Source organism: Pseudomonas sp. T1.Ur (assembly GCF_023516725.1).
Lineage (GTDB): Bacteria > Pseudomonadota > Gammaproteobacteria > Pseudomonadales > Pseudomonadaceae > Aquipseudomonas > Aquipseudomonas alvandae.
Genome location: NZ_JAMGSN010000001.1, coordinates 1,831,715 through 1,850,773 on the forward strand (window position 1 = coordinate 1,831,715; position 19,059 = coordinate 1,850,773).

General features: G+C 58.3%; 12 protein-coding genes and 4 pseudogenes. 13 read left to right on the top strand and 3 right to left on the bottom strand.

Going from position 1 to position 19,059, the window contains the following annotated elements; genetic code table 11:
* The first annotated feature begins 19 nt into the window (after nucleotides 1-19).
* The 5 genes from M8Q45_RS08535 (at nucleotide 20) to M8Q45_RS08555 (ending at nucleotide 4,524) form a co-directional block, all read left to right on the top strand.
* Nucleotides 20-637: a LysE family translocator gene (locus M8Q45_RS08535; protein ID WP_249874310.1), complete on the top strand. Its 618-nt coding sequence runs from the start codon at nucleotides 20-22 to the stop codon at nucleotides 635-637.
* A gap of 99 nt (nucleotides 638-736) precedes the next feature.
* Nucleotides 737-1,729, top strand: a complete 993-nt coding sequence (locus M8Q45_RS08540) for a hypothetical protein (RefSeq protein WP_249874311.1) — start codon at nucleotides 737-739, stop codon at nucleotides 1,727-1,729.
* Nucleotides 1,730-1,731: 2 nt separating this feature from the next.
* Nucleotides 1,732-2,364, top strand: a complete 633-nt coding sequence (locus tag M8Q45_RS08545) for a DUF2997 domain-containing protein (RefSeq protein WP_249874312.1) — start codon at nucleotides 1,732-1,734, stop codon at nucleotides 2,362-2,364.
* A 21-nt stretch (nucleotides 2,365-2,385) separates the two neighbouring features.
* Nucleotides 2,386-2,886, top strand: a complete 501-nt coding sequence (locus M8Q45_RS08550; protein WP_249877296.1) for a 4Fe-4S single cluster domain-containing protein — start codon at nucleotides 2,386-2,388, stop codon at nucleotides 2,884-2,886.
* Nucleotides 2,887-2,913: 27 nt separating this feature from the next.
* On the top strand, nucleotides 2,914-4,524 hold the full coding sequence (locus M8Q45_RS08555; RefSeq protein ID WP_249874313.1) for a Ycf46 family AAA ATPase: 1,611 nt from the start codon (nucleotides 2,914-2,916) through the stop codon (nucleotides 4,522-4,524).
* 309 nt (nucleotides 4,525-4,833) lie between these two features.
* Here the strand turns inward: M8Q45_RS08555 and M8Q45_RS08560 are convergent, their stop codons facing one another.
* Together M8Q45_RS08560 and M8Q45_RS08565 are read right to left on the bottom strand one after the other, a co-directional pair.
* Nucleotides 4,834-5,196: a DUF6124 family protein gene (locus M8Q45_RS08560; RefSeq protein ID WP_249874314.1), complete on the bottom strand. Its 363-nt coding sequence runs from the start codon at nucleotides 5,194-5,196 to the stop codon at nucleotides 4,834-4,836.
* Nucleotides 5,197-5,686: 490 nt separating this feature from the next.
* A pseudogene (locus tag M8Q45_RS08565) lies at nucleotides 5,687-6,100 on the bottom strand (lipase family protein); the annotation flags it as partial.
* 311 nt (nucleotides 6,101-6,411) lie between these two features.
* On the opposite strand from M8Q45_RS08565, the gene M8Q45_RS08575 reads away from it, so the two are divergent.
* The 8 genes and pseudogenes from M8Q45_RS08575 to qhpG all read left to right on the top strand — a co-directional run bounded on the left by M8Q45_RS08575 (nucleotide 6,412) and on the right by qhpG (nucleotide 16,981).
* Complete coding sequence (locus tag M8Q45_RS08575) at nucleotides 6,412-7,515, top strand: ABC transporter substrate-binding protein (RefSeq protein ID WP_502940248.1); 1,104 nt, start codon at nucleotides 6,412-6,414, stop codon at nucleotides 7,513-7,515.
* Between the two features lie 1,294 nt (nucleotides 7,516-8,809).
* A pseudogene (locus M8Q45_RS28585) lies at nucleotides 8,810-9,859 on the top strand (sensor histidine kinase); the annotation flags it as partial.
* Between the two features lie 213 nt (nucleotides 9,860-10,072).
* Nucleotides 10,073-10,408, top strand: a pseudogene (locus M8Q45_RS28590) (response regulator transcription factor); the annotation flags it as partial.
* Between the two features lie 519 nt (nucleotides 10,409-10,927).
* A pseudogene (locus M8Q45_RS28595) lies at nucleotides 10,928-11,266 on the top strand (ATP-binding protein); the annotation flags it as partial.
* A 133-nt stretch (nucleotides 11,267-11,399) separates the two neighbouring features.
* Entirely contained in the window at nucleotides 11,400-13,304 is a 1,905-nt protein-coding gene (locus tag M8Q45_RS08585; RefSeq protein ID WP_249874317.1) for a sigma-54-dependent Fis family transcriptional regulator, read from the top strand.
* Entirely contained in the window at nucleotides 13,304-15,022 is a 1,719-nt protein-coding gene (locus M8Q45_RS08590) for an ABC transporter ATP-binding protein (protein WP_249874318.1), read from the top strand. The genes M8Q45_RS08585 and M8Q45_RS08590 overlap by 1 nt, the downstream gene beginning before the upstream one ends.
* Nucleotides 15,012-15,689, top strand: a complete 678-nt coding sequence (gene qhpE, locus M8Q45_RS08595; RefSeq protein WP_249874319.1) for a subtilisin-like serine protease QhpE — start codon at nucleotides 15,012-15,014, stop codon at nucleotides 15,687-15,689. The genes M8Q45_RS08590 and qhpE overlap by 11 nt, the downstream gene beginning before the upstream one ends.
* The gene (gene qhpG, locus M8Q45_RS08600) at nucleotides 15,686-16,981 is read left to right on the top strand and encodes a flavin-dependent monooxygenase QhpG (RefSeq protein WP_249874320.1); all 1,296 of its coding nucleotides are present in this window, start codon (nucleotides 15,686-15,688) and stop codon (nucleotides 16,979-16,981) included. The genes qhpE and qhpG overlap by 4 nt, the downstream gene beginning before the upstream one ends.
* Nucleotides 16,982-17,103: 122 nt before the next feature.
* On the opposite strand, the gene M8Q45_RS08605 is transcribed toward qhpG, so the two are convergent.
* Complete coding sequence (locus M8Q45_RS08605) at nucleotides 17,104-18,594, bottom strand: aldehyde dehydrogenase family protein (RefSeq protein ID WP_249874321.1); 1,491 nt, start codon at nucleotides 18,592-18,594, stop codon at nucleotides 17,104-17,106.
* Between the last annotated feature and the right edge of the window lie 465 nt (nucleotides 18,595-19,059).

Here is a 19,059-nt window from a genome sequence, read left to right on the forward strand (position 1 = left end):
AACTCGCAAAGGAATGCACATGATCGATGGTCCCGCCGTTTTGACAGTCTTTTTGGTATACCTGGCCGGTGTCGTCATTCCTGGGCCAAATTTCGTCGCAGTAGCCCACAAAGCGGTAGCGGCTACGCGGTCAGAAGCTTTGGCCCTGGTGGCAGGCATCGTATTGGTCAATATGTTTTGGGCCACCTGTGCAATCGCAGGTATCGGTGTCGTATTTGCTGCGTTCCCCTGGGCGGCGCTGATCGTAAAAGTCCTGGGTGCAGCCTATCTGATGTGGTTTGGACTCCGGCTGCTGCTCAAGGCGGGGAAGAGCGCGTTTGCCCCCTGCAATGGTGCAATCGTCGCAAACGCTCGGCAGTCCTTCATTCAGGGGGTCGTTACAAACATTGGCAACCCGAAATCCATGGCCTTCTATGCCGCTATTTTCTCAGCGGCAGCCCCGCCCCAGGTTTCACCCAGCACGTTTTTGGCGATGCTGGCAGTCGTAGCGATGGTTTCGATGACCTGGTACGGAGTGGTCGCAATCGCTCTTTCGCAACCTGGGATCGCTTCAGCGTATCGAAGGAGGAAAAAAGCTATTGATCGATTATGCGGTGGTTTGATTTTGTCTCTTGGGGGCCGGCAGATGGTTCGATAAGTCTCGGCTTCCTAATAGCGCACGCCATGGCTGACCTTCCACCCGTGGCCGCATCCTCCAGCCAGCCTTGCTTCTGCACTAACTCTAGCAGGTTCGTGAATGATAAAGACTATCCCGATGTGGGCCATGATGATGGCCACCAAAGGAAAGAAAACGGGACTTGCAGTACTGGCATCCTTGCCGATTTTCATCGTTACCGGTGCGTGGGTGTTTCTTGACGGGTTGCAAAATGGGCAAAAGCGCCAGGCTGCAATGGGGCTCATTTGTCTGATTTTTTTTAGTGCGTGCACCGTGCTATTTGCACCTTCAAAAAAATATATTCCTGGCAAAACCTTTCAGGGTTATAGAAATAAAAGGCTCAGTACAACGACGGCCATAAATTATGGTTACGGGGTCATTGTCTTTATTTTTGCGGTTTTTGTATTTCTTGCGCCGGAATATGCGCTGAATGCAGTAGGTTATGGGCTGCTAGGCCTCTTTAGTCTTTATGTTTTATCAAAAAGCTTAAAGTTTCACGCCGATATCGATTCTTCGACAAATGAATATTTGACAACCGCTCTGGGATTTCCTGCAGGTGAGAAAATTCTGGTCAGCTACCAGAATTTTGATGCAGGCGCGGTTGAAGTTGGTAGCAATGCTTTTGCTGCAACGGCGACAAAACTAACCGTAGCGTCGTTTGATGGGGGATTTTGGAGAAAACTGTCAAGGGATCTGGATCAAGTCGCGCGCATTGGCGTCATTGGCGATGAAAATCAAAATTACTTCGTTAAATTGCAATTCATTGATGGAGCCGATGCTTTGTTGCGCATCGGACTATACGACAAACTCACGTCAAGTCCCACCCTGGTAATAAGAAAGCTGTTGGAGGCGATTGATGCGAGTCTCCTTGGCAACAGTGGTGCGTCACCGGCAGCACAAAGACGTCGAGTGGTTGTCAACTCTGGAACTTCAAGCTCGATTTCGAAAACTTTTGCGCCTGAAGCTGCGCCTGTATCCAAGGCACCCATGCGCAACGTTGAGGTTGCGCCTGACGTCCTGGTTGCTATCCAGAACGCCGAAGAAGATGTTCCTCGTCGCAGGTTGGAGCTTTAACAATGTCTCATTGCACAAAGTTTGAATTTTCTTATGTTGATGAAGAGGCGATTGCCAAAGCATTCGGCAAGATGGGCCTTGTCCCAACGACTGGGCTGGTTTCGGTATTTGCCAGCGACTTCAGTAAAAAGGTATTAAGCAAAATAGGCTATATGGGCAAGCAGCAATTTAGGGCTGTTTGTGGTCAAACGGCCGATAAATTCAATCTGTTTGTTTGCAGGATCGAGGAGGGTTCCTACAAACTCCTCATCGAACGGGAAGCTGTTTCGGTCGGCGATGAAGCGATCATGGCTGACTTGGCTTTAAGCTTTCAGAAAGCGTACATCAGCGTAGCCATTGATGAAACTATCAAGCGCATAGAAGCATCAGGTGTTCCAGCGAGCATGAAAGAAACTCCTCAAGGGTTCGAGATTGAGTTTGGACCTAGCCATGAATACAGTATTTATGTCACCTTTACCGGTGATGAAATTACGGAGGAAGTGCGCGGTGTAAAAGGGGATATTTGCACAAAGCTTACTGAAGAGCTTGAATCTCTTCTTTCTAGCCCTGCTGCGGAGCTTGTGACTGAGTGGAAGCCGGAATATACCGTAGTCCATGAAGAGCAAACCCTTCAAATTCTCAGCGCGAATTTCTAAATGGAAATCAATGTACACCATATGGAGTTGAGCCGAGTTAACGGCCCCGGGTTACGCTTGACGTTATGGGTGCAAGGTTGCGCGCTGAATTGTAAGGGATGCTTCAATCAGAGTACTCACCCTCGTGAAGCGAGTACGCTGATGTCTGTTCATGAATTGGCACAGAGGATAAATGCGCTGGATATCGCTGGGGTTACCCTCTCTGGGGGGGAGCCGCTCGACCAGGCGCCAGCCTTGGAGCAATTAATACATGCCGTCAATGGCGAAAAAAACTGGATACTTTATACGGGCTATACGCCAAAAGAAATATTCCAGAATGAATCCATGGTGCGAGTTGTTAAAACCGTAGACTTGACGCTGGCTGGTCGGTATCGACATAACGCGAAACATCCCTATCTGCACAAGCAGATTATCAAAGCCAGCGACAGGGTCGATATTAATTTTTTTCGTACTGGAAGAGTAGTCGAGTTTGTTGTTTCAAATTCTGGCGTTACCAAAACCGGTCTTCCGATACATGTGTAACTCAGTTCAGGTGCAGGGATAATAGGCATGGACCGTACCAAGCAAATAACAGATTACCTCAAGGCACGTTATGCGATTTTGGTTATCGAGACGTTCGAGGAAGAGCGTGCGCTCAATGAGATTTCTGAAATCGCCAAAGCGCTTAGCCATCGTTTGTTTGTTTGGAACTCGACGCTAGGAGTCCAAATAAATGGCGTCGTGGCTGGGGATAAAACCTTTGATCTGAAAATGGCCTTGGATTTTTGCGAAGAAAGAGCGAAGGAGGAGGGCAGCAAGAATATTTTTGTTTTTTGTGATGCTCATAACTACCTTACCTCAAGCTCAAATCCTGTCTATCGTCGTCGGCTGCGAGATTTAGCTATAAATATCCGCTCGCGTGGATATCGCAGCAATTGCATTGTCGTGGCACCCAGCTTTGAAATTGCCAATGATCTTCAGAAGGAAATCACATTGATTGATTTTCCTTTGCCATCAAGAGATGAGGTTAAAGATCAGATAAATGCATTCGTTAATTCCTGGCAAGGTAGCAATAACGTAAAGATTGATCTTTCCAGCGCAGCCAAAGATAAACTCACTGATGCCGCTCTGGGTCTCACGGAGTTGGAAATTGAAAATAACTTGTCTCGTTCATTGGTATCCAGTCTGGGTTTGAATGAGAGTACAGTAAAGGATCTGCTTTCCGAAAAAAAGCAAATCATACGGAAAACAGGTATCTTGGAGTACGTCGATTCAGCGGTAAGTCTTGAAGATTTAGGAGGCCTGGCAACGCTTAAAAAATGGCTCCATTTGCGCAGCCAGTGTTTTGGGCAGATGGCTAAGGAATTCGGAGTCGGAACTCCGAAGGGTTTGCTCTTAACTGGAGTTCCTGGTTCCGGTAAGTCTCTAACGGCGAAATGCGTATCGTCGTCATGGAATATGCCCTTATTACGTTTGGACATGGGAAAAATATTCCAAGGGGTAGTTGGCTCTTCGGAATCCAATATCCGTTCCGCACTACGTACTGCCGAAGCTATTTCCCCCTGCATTCTATGGATCGATGAGATTGAAAAAGGACTTTCCGGCTCTGCCGGAGGATCATCCGATGGTGGCACGGCAACACGCGTATTTGGCACGCTGTTGACTTGGATGCAAGAAAAAACGGCGCCTGTTTTTGTATTCGCAACCGCTAACAACATCAACAGCTTACCTCCGGAGTTGTTGAGGAAGGGGCGATTCGACGAAATATTCTTCGTTGACTTCCCGTCGGCATCAGAAAGAAAGAAGATACTTGAAATACACCTGAAGAAATTGAAGCGAGATCCAGAAAAATTCGATTTGGATCGATTGGCTGCTCTAGGGGGAGAGTCGAATTTTGGTAAAGATATAGTGCTTTCTGGTGCTGAAATCGAAGCTTGGGTTGGGGAGTCGCTGCTTGAGGCATTCTCGCGGCGGATGAATCACGCTGGTGATGTAAGCGACCTGGTCATGGCTGATTTTGAAACTACTATTTCGCGTTTAGTGCCCATGAGCAAAATGCGTAAAGACGAGTTTACTAAACTTCGTGATTGGGCGAATCAAAATGCAATTAGTGCTTCGGCTATGGTTGCCGGTCAGAATGATACGGAAACTCAAACCGGCGGCAGACAAATTGATTTTTAATCTGCGGTGATTTTTCAGTGAGTAAGGCTTTATTGCCCCATAGCGGCTGATGGGCTGGCCGGGCAACGTTTCTTCCATCGAAACAGAATTCCGAACTGCTAGATTTGGATTTCGGTGAGCGGGGCAGCTATCGGCTCAAAGCTCGCACGCGCGAAGGGATGCTTCCGGCCGCTTGTGGCCTACCGCTAGGAAGGTGATGAAGTGCAGAAGAAAAATTTGAAAGCAATTTAGAGTTATTCGCCTACTCCTACGGATAGAAAAATCAAAACCCGACGCAAAACGTCGGGTTTTTCCGTTTAGGAATAAATCCTACTGCCGCGGCTCCACGTTATCCAATACCCGATTCGCCAATAACGAACTCAACTCAATCAACTGCTGAATCCCCAGCGCCACATGACGCCGTGCCCCATCCAGATCAAACGCCAGGTCACTCACCATGGCGTCAGCCGAAGCTAGGGTTTCGCTAAGGTTGGCGAGCAGGCATTCGTTATCGAGGCCTTTCACGACGGTGAATAGCTGCCCCGGCTTGGGGTCGTCTTTGGGTTTATCCGGTTTCGGTAGCAAGTAGTGATCGAGCACACGTTTGGTGGTTTCGTCGTGCTGCTTGGCTTTGGATTTTGCGGATTTGGAAGTGGAACCTGCCTCTGGCGGGTTCGGGGTAATTTTGAACATTGACGTAATCTCTCAATTAGGCCGCAACCCTCTCGCTACTAAACGAAAGGGTGGCGGCTGTGCGCAAGTTAGTAGACCGGTGATTACGTCAAACCCGGCGCACCCGAAGGTGCCATGCGCACAGCCACCATCGAGAACAGGCAATGCCTGACTGATGAGACTCGTGCGCCGAGACGTAAACCGGGCTACTAAACCCGACCACTGATGGGCAGTGGCAGGAAGACAATAGAGCCCCGGGACAAGGCGCACAAGCGGGCGGATTCTGGCGTAGTTGTAGGCAAAGGCGCAAGGATGCGTAGCTAGATGGACGTTGTAGGCGGTGGCTGTAGGAGAGGGGCGTTTTGGCAATGCGGATGGGTTGTTTTGCTCAGTCCAGCAACACGAAATGGTGGGAAACCGGGGACAGACCACGATTTGGACTCATCTGTAATCGGACCGTCTCATAATCGTGGCCTGTCCCCGTTTCTTCCCTGATCGATGAAACTGCGCCCTAGCTGCCAGACGGCGCCGGCATCGGAATATCACCTAGCTGCAGCCCCAGCAGCGTCATGTATTCGTAGATGTGCTGATAGCCGGATTGCGCTTCGTAGCTAGGGCACGGAGATTGAAGTTCCCCACAGAGCCGCAGCTCCATGTTTGCGCCGCCCATGCCCCATTGCGTGTAGTTCAAGTTATTACGGGTGACGGTATCGATATTGGAGCAAACCATTCCCTTCATTTTTTCATCGATGACGTTGGTGGGCTCATAAAGCGTCAAGGAGAAGTCGAGAGAGGTTGCGCACCATGCCATCGGAACGACATCCAGCGTGTTGTAGATGCGTAGCGCATTGCCGGCCATCTGTTGATTGAAATAGCTCGCAAAAACACCGTCGCCGGCCGTAGGTGCAGCAAACGTTTCGCAATGGAAATCAAAGTTCGAGAATTTAAATAGTTCAACGGGACCAACGAAAACTCACGGTTGCCGTCGATCCTTCTTGGCCAGCAGGATCGAGTGTAGCCGCAGTTTCTGGGGGCAAGCGCTGATGTATCCAAATGGTGAAGAACGAGTACTGAACAATGCTGAAGGGCAGCGTGTGATCGGAGGAGGCAGGCCAGGTGTGACGCGCTCCGTTGGATGAAATCCGTCATGTGGCGCGCGAAGCGGGCGCGTCGAGACTATGCTCATGGCAGATGCAGGTGGATTACGGTTAGTAGATCCCAAGCAAGGAGTGCGGCATGAACACTAAACCGATCCACCAAGTCTTGTGGCGCCTAGCCGCCTGCATGACCGGACTGGCGATGTTCGCCACCCATCCAGCCCAAGCGGCCCAAAGTGGCGTCGCCAGCGGCCCCACCGCAAGCTATACCATCGCCTTCAGCAACTCCTACGCGGGCAGCGATTTTCGCAAGGTGATGGTGCGCAACTGGGAGGAAATTGCGGCCCAGGCGCAGAAGGAGGGCTTGATCCGGGAGGCTCCGGTGGTCAGCGCCAATAATTCCGCGTCGGAACAAGCGGCCCATATCCAGGACATGATCGTCAAGGGCGTCAACGCCATTGTGATCCTGGCCGCGTCCGACACCGCCCTTGACGGGGTGATTCGCGATGCGTGCAACGCTGGCATCGTGGTGGTCGTCATGGCCAGCCTGGTTACCGAAAGCTGTGTCTATACCGTGGACTACAACTGGGCGGCCATGGGCCGTGTGGAAATCGATTACATCGCCGAGCGCCTCAAGGGGAACGGAACGCTGTTGGAGATCCGTGGGATTGCCGGCGATGCCACCGATAAAAACATCAGCGACGGCATTCGCAAGGCCGCCAGCGACTATCCCGGCCTGAAGTTCGCCAAGACCGTCTACGGAAACTGGACGGCGTCCGTCGCCCGCAAGGAGGTGGCGCTGGCGCTACCGTCCTTGCCCAGCATCGATGCCGTCGCGACCCAGGGCGGCGACGGCTATGGCGCGGCCATGGCGTTCAAGGCGGCGGGGCGCCCCTTGCCGATCATCGTGATGGGCAACCGTCAGGACGAACTTGCCCTGTGGAAACAGGAACGCGATGCCAATGGCTACGAGACCGTCTCCGTTTCCGCCTCGCCAAGCGTCTCCCAGGTCGGTTTCTGGGTGGCGCAGCAGATTCTGGCGGGCAAGCCGGTACCGAAGTTCGTCGAGGTGCCGCTGGTGCGCATTGATGCGAAAGACCTGGATACCTGGCTCGCCACGATGCCGGTGGGCGGCGCAGCCAATCCTTTGTATGGCCAGGCTTCCGTTGCGGCGATGATCGATGCGGCCATCAACCATACGGCGCCGCCGCCGACGCCTTTGCCGGGGGTCACGAAGCAGTAGTGGCGGGCGTTGATTCAGGAGGCGAGGGGCCATGGTGACATTCAGACTCGCCACTGACAGGCCCATTGCTGTCAGGATTGGGCTGGCGGTCGCCGCGCTGGTGTTCCTGATGCTGACGGTATCGCTGGTGAATCTCTATGGCCTGCGGGGCATGGTGGGTGCGGTGGATTCCGCCAGCCATTCGGCGGAAATCCTGGCCTCGGTCAACGGCGCGACCGAGCGGGTGGAAAACTTCATCGCCTCCCGCGACCAGGAAAGCCTGTCCCAGGCCGAAGGCATGGTGGCGACGGCCATCGCCGGTCTCACCGCCATTCCGTTGGCAGAGGCGCAATCGCTAAAGGGCAGCCTGGAAAGGCTCGCTGCAGCGATCGCCGCCTTGCGGGCAGCGACCCTGACCATGGATGGCGAAACGGAGAACATGACGGCCCACTATGTTCGGATGCGAGAGGCGACGATTCTCGTCGAGCAGGGCATCGCCGATGGCCAGAAGCGTCTTGACTCTCGCGCCGCCGAGCACGCGGCGCGGGTGAATAATATTGAAAGTGCCCACCGCATCCTGGATGTCCTGCGCAACGGCGAACAGATCATCACCACTCATGTGGCGAAGATGCTCGCGGCTGGCGATGGAGCGGCCGCCACTGCGGCGCGCAACGCCTGCGCGGCACTCCTGCCCGTGATCGAACAATTACGCGAGGTGATGGGGAAACCGCAGGAAATAGAGATCCTGGACTCGTTGACGGTGGCGGTCGCTGCTACTGCCGAGTCGGTAGATAAACTCGGCGAGGCGCCCAAGGTCCGGGGCGGCGAGGCTTTGGAGCATCTTGCCGCCATCGGCGATCTGGCCGATCGCCTCGAGGCAATGTTGAGTGATGTGGATGGGCTCGCCGCCCATGACGCGAGCGACATCCAAGCGGCCACCGGGTTGCTGAACAATGCAGCCGCGTTGTCCAAGCGTTTCGCCGAGCGTGTCGCCACGCTGGAGGCGCAGACCTTGTCGTTTCGCCTGTCACCGTCGGCGGAGATCGCCACCTCTGTCGGCGCTATCCTGGATGAGCTTTCCCGTCTCGCGCGCGTTCTCCCTTCGTCCGTGGGGCTGCAAGCCAAGGCGACGCCCTTGACGGTCAGCGACCAGATTGCCGGCTACCGGGCGGCATTCGCCCGGTTCCAGCAGGCGAGCAATGCCCTGGGCGGCGCTCGCGACCAGGTTCGCAACGAGGCACGGAGCGCCGGCCTGCTGGTGGCGCGCTTTGCCGGCGAAGCGCGCGCCGACGCGTTGGTCCACAATGATCGCGGCATGCTTGCGACGATCGTGGCCGGTGCCGTGGCCATCCTGCTCGCCGGCGCCATTGCCTGGAGCACCTCGCGATTTATCGCGCAACCCATCGTGGCCCTGGCCTCGGTGATGCGTCGGCTGGCGGCCGGCGACCTTAACGCCGAGATCGCCAGTGCCGGACGCGGCGACGAAATTGGCGTCATGACCCGCGCCGTACGGGTGTTCCAGGAGAACGCCCTGCGCATCCGGGTGCTGGAGGCCGAGGCCGAAGCCGAACGACAGCAAGTCCAAGCCTCGTTGGAAAGAATGGTCGCCGAACGGACCGACACGCTGCACCAACAGACCGAGGAGCTGGAAGCGCAGGCCATCGAACTCATCCAGGCGCGCAACCAGGCCGAGTCGGCTAACCAGGCGAAAAGCGATTTCGTTGCCACGGTCAGCCACGAATTGCGCACGCCCCTGACCCTCATCCTCGCTCCCCTGGAGCAGCTCTCGGCGGCGACCACTCCGCCGGAGGACTGGCGCGTGCAAATCGAGCGCGCCCAACGCAACGCGCTGCGCTTGATGAACCGGGTGAACGACATCCTCGATTTTTCCAAGGCCGAAGCAGGCAAGTTTGAATTATCTCCAGTGTCAATTGATTTGAACAAAGTCGTTGGGGTGCTCGCCGAGGATGCCGCCATGGTGGCCGAGGGCAAAGGTTGCCGCTTGACCTGCAGCATCGATCCCGCGCTCGGCACGGTGTTCCTGGACCCTCGACACTTCGAGAAGATCCTGCTCAACCTGGTGAGCAACGCCATCAAGTTCACGCCCGCTGGCGGCACGGTGCACCTGGCAGCGACGCCGATGGATGGCGAGCGGTTCGAGTTCGCAGTGCAAGACTCGGGCATTGGCATCGCGCCGGACAAATTACCGCTGTTGTTCCAGCGCTTTTCCCAGATCGACAATTCCGCCACGCGCCATTACAGCGGCACCGGCATCGGTCTCGCCCTGGTCAAGGACCTGGCCGAGCTGATGGGCGGCGAAGTCGGCGTCAGCAGCGAGCCCGGGCGGGGCTCGCGCTTCTTCGTTCGACTCCCGATAGGGGATGGGCAAAACACCCTGCCGGCCGAAGCCAGCGATGTGTACGAGCGATCGTCGGCGAACACCGCAAGCACAACCGAGCAGCGCCACTTGCGTTTCGACGATGGCCGCCAGGGTAATCGCAACGATTTGGCTTTGGCGCCAGGCGCAGACGATGAACAGCCCCCGGAAGACGCCTCGCGATCCAAAGTCCTGGTCGTAGACGACAGCCCTGAAATGCTTGCCTATCTCAGCGAACTGTTGCGCAACGACTATATCGTCGCCACCGCAACGGATGGAGAACAGGCCTGGGAAATCCTGCAGCGTCGCCCCATCGATGTCGTTGTCTCGGATGTGATGATGCCGAAACTCGACGGCTTTGGCCTGACAGCCAGGATCAAGGCCAGCGCCGGTTTTGCCCATCTGCCGGTGATTCTTGTGACGGCTCGCGGCGGTAGCGAGGCCTGTGTCTCCGGGCTGGAGAGTGGCGCCGATGACTACATCGCCAAGCCTTTCTCGCCGCTGGAACTCCAGGCTCGCGTACGCGCGGCGCTGCGCATGAGCCAGGTACAAAACGAACTGCACGCCAAGTCCCGTCAGGCGGGCATGGCCGAAATCGCCACCACGGTGCTGCACAATGTCGGCAACGTCCTCAACAGCGTGAACGTATCGGCAGAACTGGTCAGCAGTCAGATGCGCTCATCCAAGGCGCAGGGGCTGGGCAAGGTGGCTAAGCTGATGAACGAACACGTGCATGACCTGAGCGAATTCCTGACCCACGACCACAAGGGAAAGATGCTGCCCGATTATCTGCTCAAGCTGGCGCAAGTCGTGGCGGAAGAGCAACAAAGCATCATCGAAGAACTCGGGCAACTCACCAAGGGCATTGACCACATCAAGACCATTGTCGCTGCCCAGCAGTCCTACGCCGTTGCGGTCAGCGTTGTCGAGACCGTGCCGGTCCCGGAGTTGATCGATGATGCCTTGCGCATGAGTGCTGGATCCCGGGCGCGCCAGGAGATGACGGTGGTCAAGGACATCGCCGACCTGCCTCTGCTGCCGCTGGACCGGCACCGGGTGTTGTTGATCCTGGTGAACCTGATCCGCAATGCCAGGCAGGCGCTGGACGGCGTGATCGATCGCAGCCCTTGCGTCACGTTCAGCGCATCCCTCGCTGACGAGACAGCATTGCGTATCACGGTGGCCGACAACGGCAAGGGGATCGCACCTGAGCACATGGCGCGCCTCTTTTCCCATGGCTTCACGACTCGCAAGGATGGCCACGGTTTCGGCCTGCACAGCTGCGCACTCGCCGCGCAGGAAATGGGCGGAAGCTTGACCGTGCGCAGCGACGGGGTTGGACAGGGTGCGACGTTTATCCTGGATATTCCCGTCGATGCTTCGCTGGGTAAGTGATGAACACCGAACCAGCGCCCTCGGACCAAGCTCAAACGCCGTAAGGCACTTGCCAATGCCCTGACGTTAACGTAAAGATGGCGACACGGCGCTGGCTTGCAAGGGCGCAGGGCGGACCGATCCGGAGCGCTTGATGACGCTGATAAAAACAACTCATCCCAAACTTCATCGCGAAGCCCGGCTGGCCCGAGAAAAGCTGCACCTCGAAGGCACTGTCCCCGATGGCGTATTGCGTGCAGAAATCGATGCGTCGTGGCGGCGCAGTCTCAGCCATGGCGTGCATTTCAACGCCAAGCAAGAGCTGGCGCTGGAGTCGAACGCGAGCCTTGACGTGCTGTTGGAAAGCAATCGGTTGTTGATCGATGCGGCGACGCCGGCCATTGATTACCTGGCTGAGCGCCAGGGCAAGGAAGGGCTCGTCATCCTCGCCAATTCCGACGCCACGATCCTTGCCGCTGAAGGGCGCGCCGACCGTTTCAAAAGTAGCAACCTGCAGGATATCGCGCTGGGCGCTTGCTGGAGCGAAGCGGCACGCGGTACCAATGCGCTGGGTACCGCACTGGTGGAAGCGCGTCCGACGATGATCGATTGCGGTGAACACTACCTCGACCGCCTGACTGACTTTTCCTGCACATCGGTACCCATCCATTGCCCCCAGGGCGACATCCTCGGCGTCCTTGACCTGACGCGCGAAGGCCCGCTCGGTCACTTTCGCGACAGCACCGCATTGTTGACGATGGCCGTCAGCCAGATCGAAAGTCGCGTATTCAATGCCTATTATCCGGACCAGATCGTCCTTGCCTTCCACAGCCGTCGGCAATACCTCGAATCCCCTTGGCAGGGCTTGCTCGCGGTGAGTCTCGGGGGGCAGATTCTCGCGGCCAGCGCCCAGGCTTGTCAGTTGCTCCACGCCGAGCGTTCGGCGCTCGTGGGTCGGCCCTGTGAAGCGTTCCTGGGTGTCGATGGCCTGCAATTGCTATCGCGTCTGAATCAAAGCGGCATCGGCAGCCTGCAAACCGCCAAAGGTGAATTCTTCTGCAAAGCCCTGCGGGCGCCGCAGCGCTCGATCACCCTCAGCACCGCACCGCGCACCCCCCCTAAAACCGCAAGACCGCAACCCGATCTCGAATCCCTGGCCGGCAACAATGCCCGGTACGCCCGGGCACTGCGCATGGCTCGCCAAGGTCTGGCCAACGAGCTGCCGGTGCTGCTGCTGGGCGAAACAGGCACCGGCAAGGAAGTCGTTGCCCGAGCCCTGCATATGGCTGGAACCCGCTGCGATAAGCCTTTCATCGCGGTGAACTGCGCGGCAATCCCCGAAGGCTTGATCGAGTCGGAACTGTTTGGCTACCGCGAAGGAGCCTTTACCGGTTCGCGCCGGGGCGGCATGGTCGGGCGTCTGCAGCAGGCCCATGGCGGCACGTTGTTTCTCGATGAAATCGGCGACATGCCGCTGGCCTTGCAGGCCCGTTTACTCAGGGTATTGCAGGATCGCAAAGTCGCGCCGCTGGGCGCAGGCGAAGAGCAGGACATCGACATCGCATTGATCTGCGCCACGCACCGCGACCTCAAGCGCCTGGTGGAAGACAAACACTTTCGCGAGGATCTGTTCTACCGGGTCAACGGCATCAGCGTGATGCTCCCGGCGCTGCGCGAGCGCGACGACTTCAATGGCCTGGTCGACCGTTTGCTGGCCAAGCTCGATGCGCCGGCGGTAGTCCTGCATGACGATTTGGTCCGCTTGCTAGCCGGCTATCACTGGCCGGGTAACATCCGCCAACTGGAAATGGTCTTGCGCACCGCACTGGCCATGCGTGAGCCGGGGGATACCGTGCTGACCCTCGACCATTTGCCCGACAGCATGCTCGACGAACTGACCGCCGGCGAGCGCCCTGCGAGTGGCAGTATTCGAGAGCATGAGCTGGAATTGATTCGTCAGTCCCTGGACACGCACCAAGGTAATGTCTCGGCCGCGGCCGACGCCCTGGGCATCAGCCGCGCGACCCTGTATCGCAAGCTTAAACAGCTGCGCTCGTGATGCTGCGTTTGATCGTTAGGCTGATCGACAGCCAGGATGCTGCGGACTTGCAAGCGGCGTTGCGCTGGCTCTACAGCTTCGTGCGCCCGCACCGGTTGGCGATTGCCGGGCTGCTTGGCCTATCGGTTTGCGCCTCGTCGCTGGTATTGGTGCAACCCTGGCTGACCAAGCTGCTGATCGATGACGGCCTGCTGGCTCGCAATTTTTCGATGTTGGTGCTGGTCGCCGGGTTGATGATTGCCGCCGGGTTGCTGGGCACGGCGTTGTCAGGCGTCAATCGATACCTGCACACGCGATTGTCCGGACGGATTCTGTTTGCCCTGCGTGATGACCTTTATCGGCATCTGCAGACGCTCTCGCCGAGTTTCTACGGCCAACGGCGAATCGGCGATTTGATGTCGCGTCTCGATGGCGATGTCGCGGAGATCCAGCGCTTTGCCGTGGACTCGCTGTTCTCCGCGGTGTCGAGCGTGATCGGCCTGGTGGTCGCCGTGGCGATGTTGGTGACCCTGTCGTGGAAACTCTCGCTGCTCGCCTTGGTACTGATTCCACTCGACGTGCTCTGGCTACGCTGGATGCGGCGCAAGGTCGAACGCGATGTCCGGCAGTTGCGCGAGCGTTCGGCGGACATGTCCTCGTTCATGGTCGAGACCTTGCCGGTGATGAAGTTCATCCAATCCGCCGGCCAGCAACAGCGCGAGGCGCGGCGGTTGGACACATTGGGCCAGGGATATATGAGCCAGCTCTTGCGCCTGCAAGTCACCGAGTTTTTCACTCAGGCGGTGCCCGGCACCCTGATGTCGTTGGCGCGGGCCTGCGCGTTTCTGATCGGCGGTTACTGGGTCGTGCAAGGGTCTTGGCAGTTGGGCGCGCTGATCGCATTCTCGACGTACCTGGGGATGGCGGTCGGCCCGGTCCAGAGCCTGCTTGGGCTCTACGTGGCGATTCAGCGGATGACGGTCAGTCTTGGGCGAGTAATGGAGTTGCGCGGTGAGGCGCCGACCGTTCTTACCCCGATCACGCCGCAGCCGTTGCCCACGTCTGGCGAACTGCGTTTCGACAATGTGCACTTCAGCCATCCCGGTCGCCCGACCACCTTGCGTGGCGTTGAAGCGCGAATTCCCTACGGTTTGAAAGTCGCGCTGAGCGGCGGCTCGGGTGTCGGTAAATCGACCCTGATCGATCTGCTGCAACGGCACCATGATCCGCAGTCCGGTCGGGTCTTGCTGGGGGAGGTCGATCTGCGGGAACTGGATCTGTTCCAACTGCGCCGGCGCATTGCCGTGGTCAGCCAGGACATCGTGCTGTTTCGCGGCAGCCTCGCCGACAACCTGGCCTACGCCGTGCCGGACGCCAGCCGCCAGGCCATCGCCGAAGTGGCGCGGCTGGCGCAGCTCGACAGTCTCATCGAGTCACTGCCCGAAGGTCTCGACAGCCCTTTGGGCGAGCGTGGCCAGCAACTGTCCGGTGGGCAGAAACAGCGCATCGCCATTGCCCGGGCGCTATTGCAGGATCCGTTGATTCTGGTGCTGGACGAAGCCACCTCGGCGGTCGACGAAGCCACCGAGCGCGAAGTGATCGAGGCCATTGACCGCCTGTTCGCCGGGCGCACGCGGATCCTGATCAGCCACCGCCCCTCGACCCTGGCCGATGCCGATCTGCGCTTTGAACTGCTCGATGGCGTGCTCACATCAGGCGCGGTGCAACATGAAGCCTGAGCTGCGGATTGGCGTGGTGGACAGTGGTCATTCGCCAGCGCAACGGGTGCGAGTCATTGCCGGCAGACGGTTCTCGCTGCTGGAGGATCGCCTGGCCGAAAGCGATTTACGCGATGATCCGCTGGGTCACGGCGGTGCGGTGATCGCGGCCATCAGCCAACGGGCGCCGGCGGCGGTTTTTTGCGTGGCCCAGGTGTTTGACCAGCGCGGCGTCACGAGCGCTTTGCAGATCGCCACCGCCATCGACTGGCTGGTGGCGCAGGACGTGCGGTTGATCAACCTGAGCCTCGGTTTGCGGCAGGATCGCAGCCTGTTGCGTGAAGCCTGCGCCGCGGCGGTGGCGCGGGGCATTTTGCTGTGTGCGTCCAGCCCGGCCCAGGGCGAAGGGGTGTTCCCGGCCAAGTATCCGCAGGTGCTGCGGGTCACCGGCGACGCTCGTTGCACCGAGCAGCAATGGTCGTGGCTCAACAGCGCCCAGGCAGATTTTGCCGCGTGTGTGCACGGTATCTATCCGGGGCAGTCGGGTGCGAGCATCGGCTGTGCGGCATTGAGCGGGCACATCGCGAGTTTTCTTGTTGAAAATCCCGAGGCGAGTAACCAACACGTTGTCGAGTGGCTGCAAAAGAACGCCCGTTATCACGGCCCTGAACGGCGCGTCGGCCTATGAAGCCGTTGGTCATTCTCGGCGCTGGACCTGCGGGGGCTGCGGTGGCCCTGGGGCTGCGGCGACTCGGGTACCCCGTAACGCTGGTCAGCGAGTGGCGGCGCTTCGCGGCGCTGGAAGGGGTTTCGGCGCGGGTGCTGGATGCGTTGCGCGGTGCAGGGCTGCATCAAGCGTTGACGGATGCGGCGCAACCTTCCCAACGGCAGGTGTCCTGGAACGGTCAGCAGCACGCGCAGAACATTGAATGTCTACTCGATCGTCCGAGCTTCGATCGCGGCTTGCGCGAGGATTTGCGGCTGGCCGGCGTCGAGTTGATCGAAGGCCGAGTGCTGGCGGTGCAGCCACACGCTTCGGGGCATCGAATCGAACTGCAAGGGCGCGAAGCGCTGCTCGCGGATTTCCTGGTAGAGGCTCGTGGACGCCAGGCGCCCGCCCTTGGCAAAGGCCTGAGGGGGCCAGAGACAGTCAGTTTGCTCAATCGCTGGCAAGGTGCGCCGGGTATCGCCGCCAGCGCTGTGGAAAGCCTTGAGGATGGCTGGGCCTGGATGGCGCGTCGGGCTGACGGCCAATGCTATTGGCAATGGACAGTGGACGTGGCCAGTGCCGAGTTGCCGGGGAAGGCGCTGTTACTCGACTACTGCAGTCAGCGTCGCCGGCAGTCGGCACTGGCCCGGGCGTTTTTCGGGGATGAGCCGCCAACCAATCTGCACCTGCATGCCCGCAGCAGCACGGCGATTTTGTGCCCGCAGGTCTGTGGCGATAACTGGATTCGAGTGGGGGATGCCGCCATGGCGGTGGATCCGCTGTCGGGTAATGGCATCTTCCAGTCATTGTCTTCGGCGTTGCAGGGGCCTGCGGTGGTCAACACGCTGTTGCGCAAACCTGAGCGGTCATTGTTGGCACAGCGTTTTCATCAGCGGCGGGTCGAGCAATTGTTTTTACGCTTCGCGCGCATTGGCCGGGACTTTTATGCCGATGAGCAGCGTTGGCCGGACCAGCCGTTCTGGCAGGCGCGGCGGCAATGGCCGGATGCTGAGGTCGCCCACACCCAGGCGGATTTCGCCAGATTGAGAATTGAGTCTGCGCCGGTGCTCAGGGATGGATTTGTGGACGAGGCCGAGGTGGTGATCACGGCGGATCAGCCGCTCGGTGTCTGGCATCTGCAAGGGGTCGAGTTGGCGCCGTTGGTGAGGCGGTTGCGCAGCGAACCGGCCGAGCGGGTGTTGGAGGGGTTGACGGCGGAGCAGGGGAAGCTGGTTCTGGGGTGGTTGGTGGGGCAGGGGTTCAAGCCCTGACATTTGGGTCGCCTGGGCTGACCTATCGCGAGCAAGCTCGCTCCCACAGTGGTCCTGCGTTGAACACAAATCCAATGTGGGAGCGAGCTTGCTCGCGATAGCGGTCTAAAGAACGCCGCCAATCACAGCTTGATCAACACCGACTTCAATTCGGTGTAATGCTCGATCGCCGCATACCCCATCTCCCGCCCGACCCCCGACATCTTGTAACCGCCGAACGGCAACGCCGGGTCCAGGGCGCTGTGGCAGTTGACCCACACCGAACCCGACTTGATCCGAGGAATCATCCGGTGCACCGCCGCCAAATCATTCGACCAGATGCTCGCCCCAAGGCCATAAGGGCTGTCATTGGCCATGCGCAACGCATCGGCCTCGTCATCGAACGGAATCGCCACCAACACTGGGCCGAAGATTTCCTCTTGTACCAATGCATGCCGCTGGTCGACGTCGACAATCACCGTGGGCTTGACGAAGAACCCAGGGCCGAATTGCTCACCGCCGCAGGCGATGGTCGCACCGCTTTCCCGACCTTTTTCGATGTAGCCATAAACCCGTTCCTGTTGACGGGCGGAGATCAGCGGGCCCATTTCGACATTGGGATCCAGGCCATTGCCGAGCTTCATCGCGTTGGCAATGTCGGCGATGTCCGCCACCACATTGTCAAAATGCTTGCGCTGTACATACAGCCGGGACCCGGCGCAGCAGACCTGGCCTTGGTTGAAGAAGATCGCACTGGCCGCACCCGCGGCAGCGGTCTTCAGGTCGGCATCAGCCATGACGATGGTCGGCGATTTGCCACCCAGCTCCAACGTGACCCGGGTCATGGATTCCATGGCGATCTTGCCGATTTGCTTGCCCACGGCGGTGGAGCCGGTGAAGGTCAGCTTGTCCACCAACGGATTATGAGTCAGGGCGGAGCCCGCTGTGATGCCGGTGCCGGTGACCACGTTGAACACGCCTTCGGGGTAACCGGCTTCCAGCACCAGTTCGGCGAGTTTCAGCGCGGTCAGCGGCGTTTCGTCGGCGGGTTTGAGCACGACGGTGCAACCAGTGGCCAGGGCCGGGCCGAGTTTCCAGCAAGCCAGCAGCAGCGGAAAGTTCCAGGCGACGATGGCCCCGACCACGCCCACCGCTTCGCGGCGAATAAAACTGTGGAATTGATCACCAGGCATCAGCGGCAACGACACGTCGATGCTGGAACCTTCGATCTTGGTGGCCCAACCGGCCATGTAGCGTAGGAAGTCAATGGACAGTTGCACGTCCATCACTTGCGCCACTGCCGCACTTTTGCCGTTATTCAGGCATTCCAGTTGCGCCAGCAGCTCGGCGTCGCGCTGCATCAGGTCGGCGAGTTTCCATAACAGGTTCTGCCGCTCCCGAGGGCGGGTACGGGTCCAGGCGGAGTCGTCGAAGGCCTGACGGGCGGCGAGCACCGCGCGGTCAACGTCGTCGGGCGTGGCCCTTGGCACCACGCACAACACTTCGCCGGTGGCCGGATTGTGCAAGGGCATGGTCTGGCCGTCCGCGGCCTCGACCCAGCCGCCGCCGATGAGCATGCGCGGTGCGCGTTGGACGAAGGCCGAAGTGGCGGGAAGCAGGTAAGGCAAGGGCATGTCGAGACCTCTTGTTCTGTGGGATCGGGTTTTTCCAACAGGGCAATGGCTGTGCCAAGTACCGAAAAGGCAGCGGGGGCCTTTATTGGCGGGCTTTTAACGACGAAAGGAGACAGTTGGCGGCGCGGTTTTTGTCGCAAATCGCGACACCCCATGAGACGCCGCGCAGCGCCCGTCCGTGCGAAGCGTCGTCGCGGGATATGCAGTGTTCTCGCCGCGGACATCTATGCTTGTCTCAGACTGCAACAGCTGTCGCGATATTAGACGCCGGCGGTCTCGTTCTGACGCGCCTGAAAGTCAGGTTTATCTTCTAATTATTTGATTAAAAACGTATTTCATAAGCTGGCACGCTCCGTGTATTGCTCATCGCAGACGTTTCTCTTGCCTCCGTCAGCGGCTCGTCGCCGACGGCAGAAACCATAAAAACGATAAGCCACAAAAATAAGAAAGCACCGTGCGAGGTTC

Coding starts and splice junctions, on each gene's coding strand:
- M8Q45_RS08535 (WP_249874310.1), top strand. CDS start 20: ATGATCGATGGTCCCGCCGTTTTGACAGTCTTTTTGGTATACCTGGCC.
- M8Q45_RS08540 (WP_249874311.1), top strand. CDS start 737: ATGATAAAGACTATCCCGATGTGGGCCATGATGATGGCCACCAAAGGA.
- M8Q45_RS08545 (WP_249874312.1), top strand. CDS start 1,732: ATGTCTCATTGCACAAAGTTTGAATTTTCTTATGTTGATGAAGAGGCG.
- M8Q45_RS08550 (WP_249877296.1), top strand. CDS start 2,386: ATGGAGTTGAGCCGAGTTAACGGCCCCGGGTTACGCTTGACGTTATGG.
- M8Q45_RS08555 (WP_249874313.1), top strand. CDS start 2,914: ATGGACCGTACCAAGCAAATAACAGATTACCTCAAGGCACGTTATGCG.
- M8Q45_RS08560 (WP_249874314.1), bottom strand. CDS start 5,196: ATGTTCAAAATTACCCCGAACCCGCCAGAGGCAGGTTCCACTTCCAAA.
- M8Q45_RS08575 (WP_502940248.1), top strand. CDS start 6,412: ATGAACACTAAACCGATCCACCAAGTCTTGTGGCGCCTAGCCGCCTGC.
- M8Q45_RS08585 (WP_249874317.1), top strand. CDS start 11,400: ATGACGCTGATAAAAACAACTCATCCCAAACTTCATCGCGAAGCCCGG.
- M8Q45_RS08590 (WP_249874318.1), top strand. CDS start 13,304: ATGCTGCGTTTGATCGTTAGGCTGATCGACAGCCAGGATGCTGCGGAC.
- qhpE (WP_249874319.1), top strand. CDS start 15,012: ATGAAGCCTGAGCTGCGGATTGGCGTGGTGGACAGTGGTCATTCGCCA.
- qhpG (WP_249874320.1), top strand. CDS start 15,686: ATGAAGCCGTTGGTCATTCTCGGCGCTGGACCTGCGGGGGCTGCGGTG.
- M8Q45_RS08605 (WP_249874321.1), bottom strand. CDS start 18,594: ATGCCCTTGCCTTACCTGCTTCCCGCCACTTCGGCCTTCGTCCAACGC.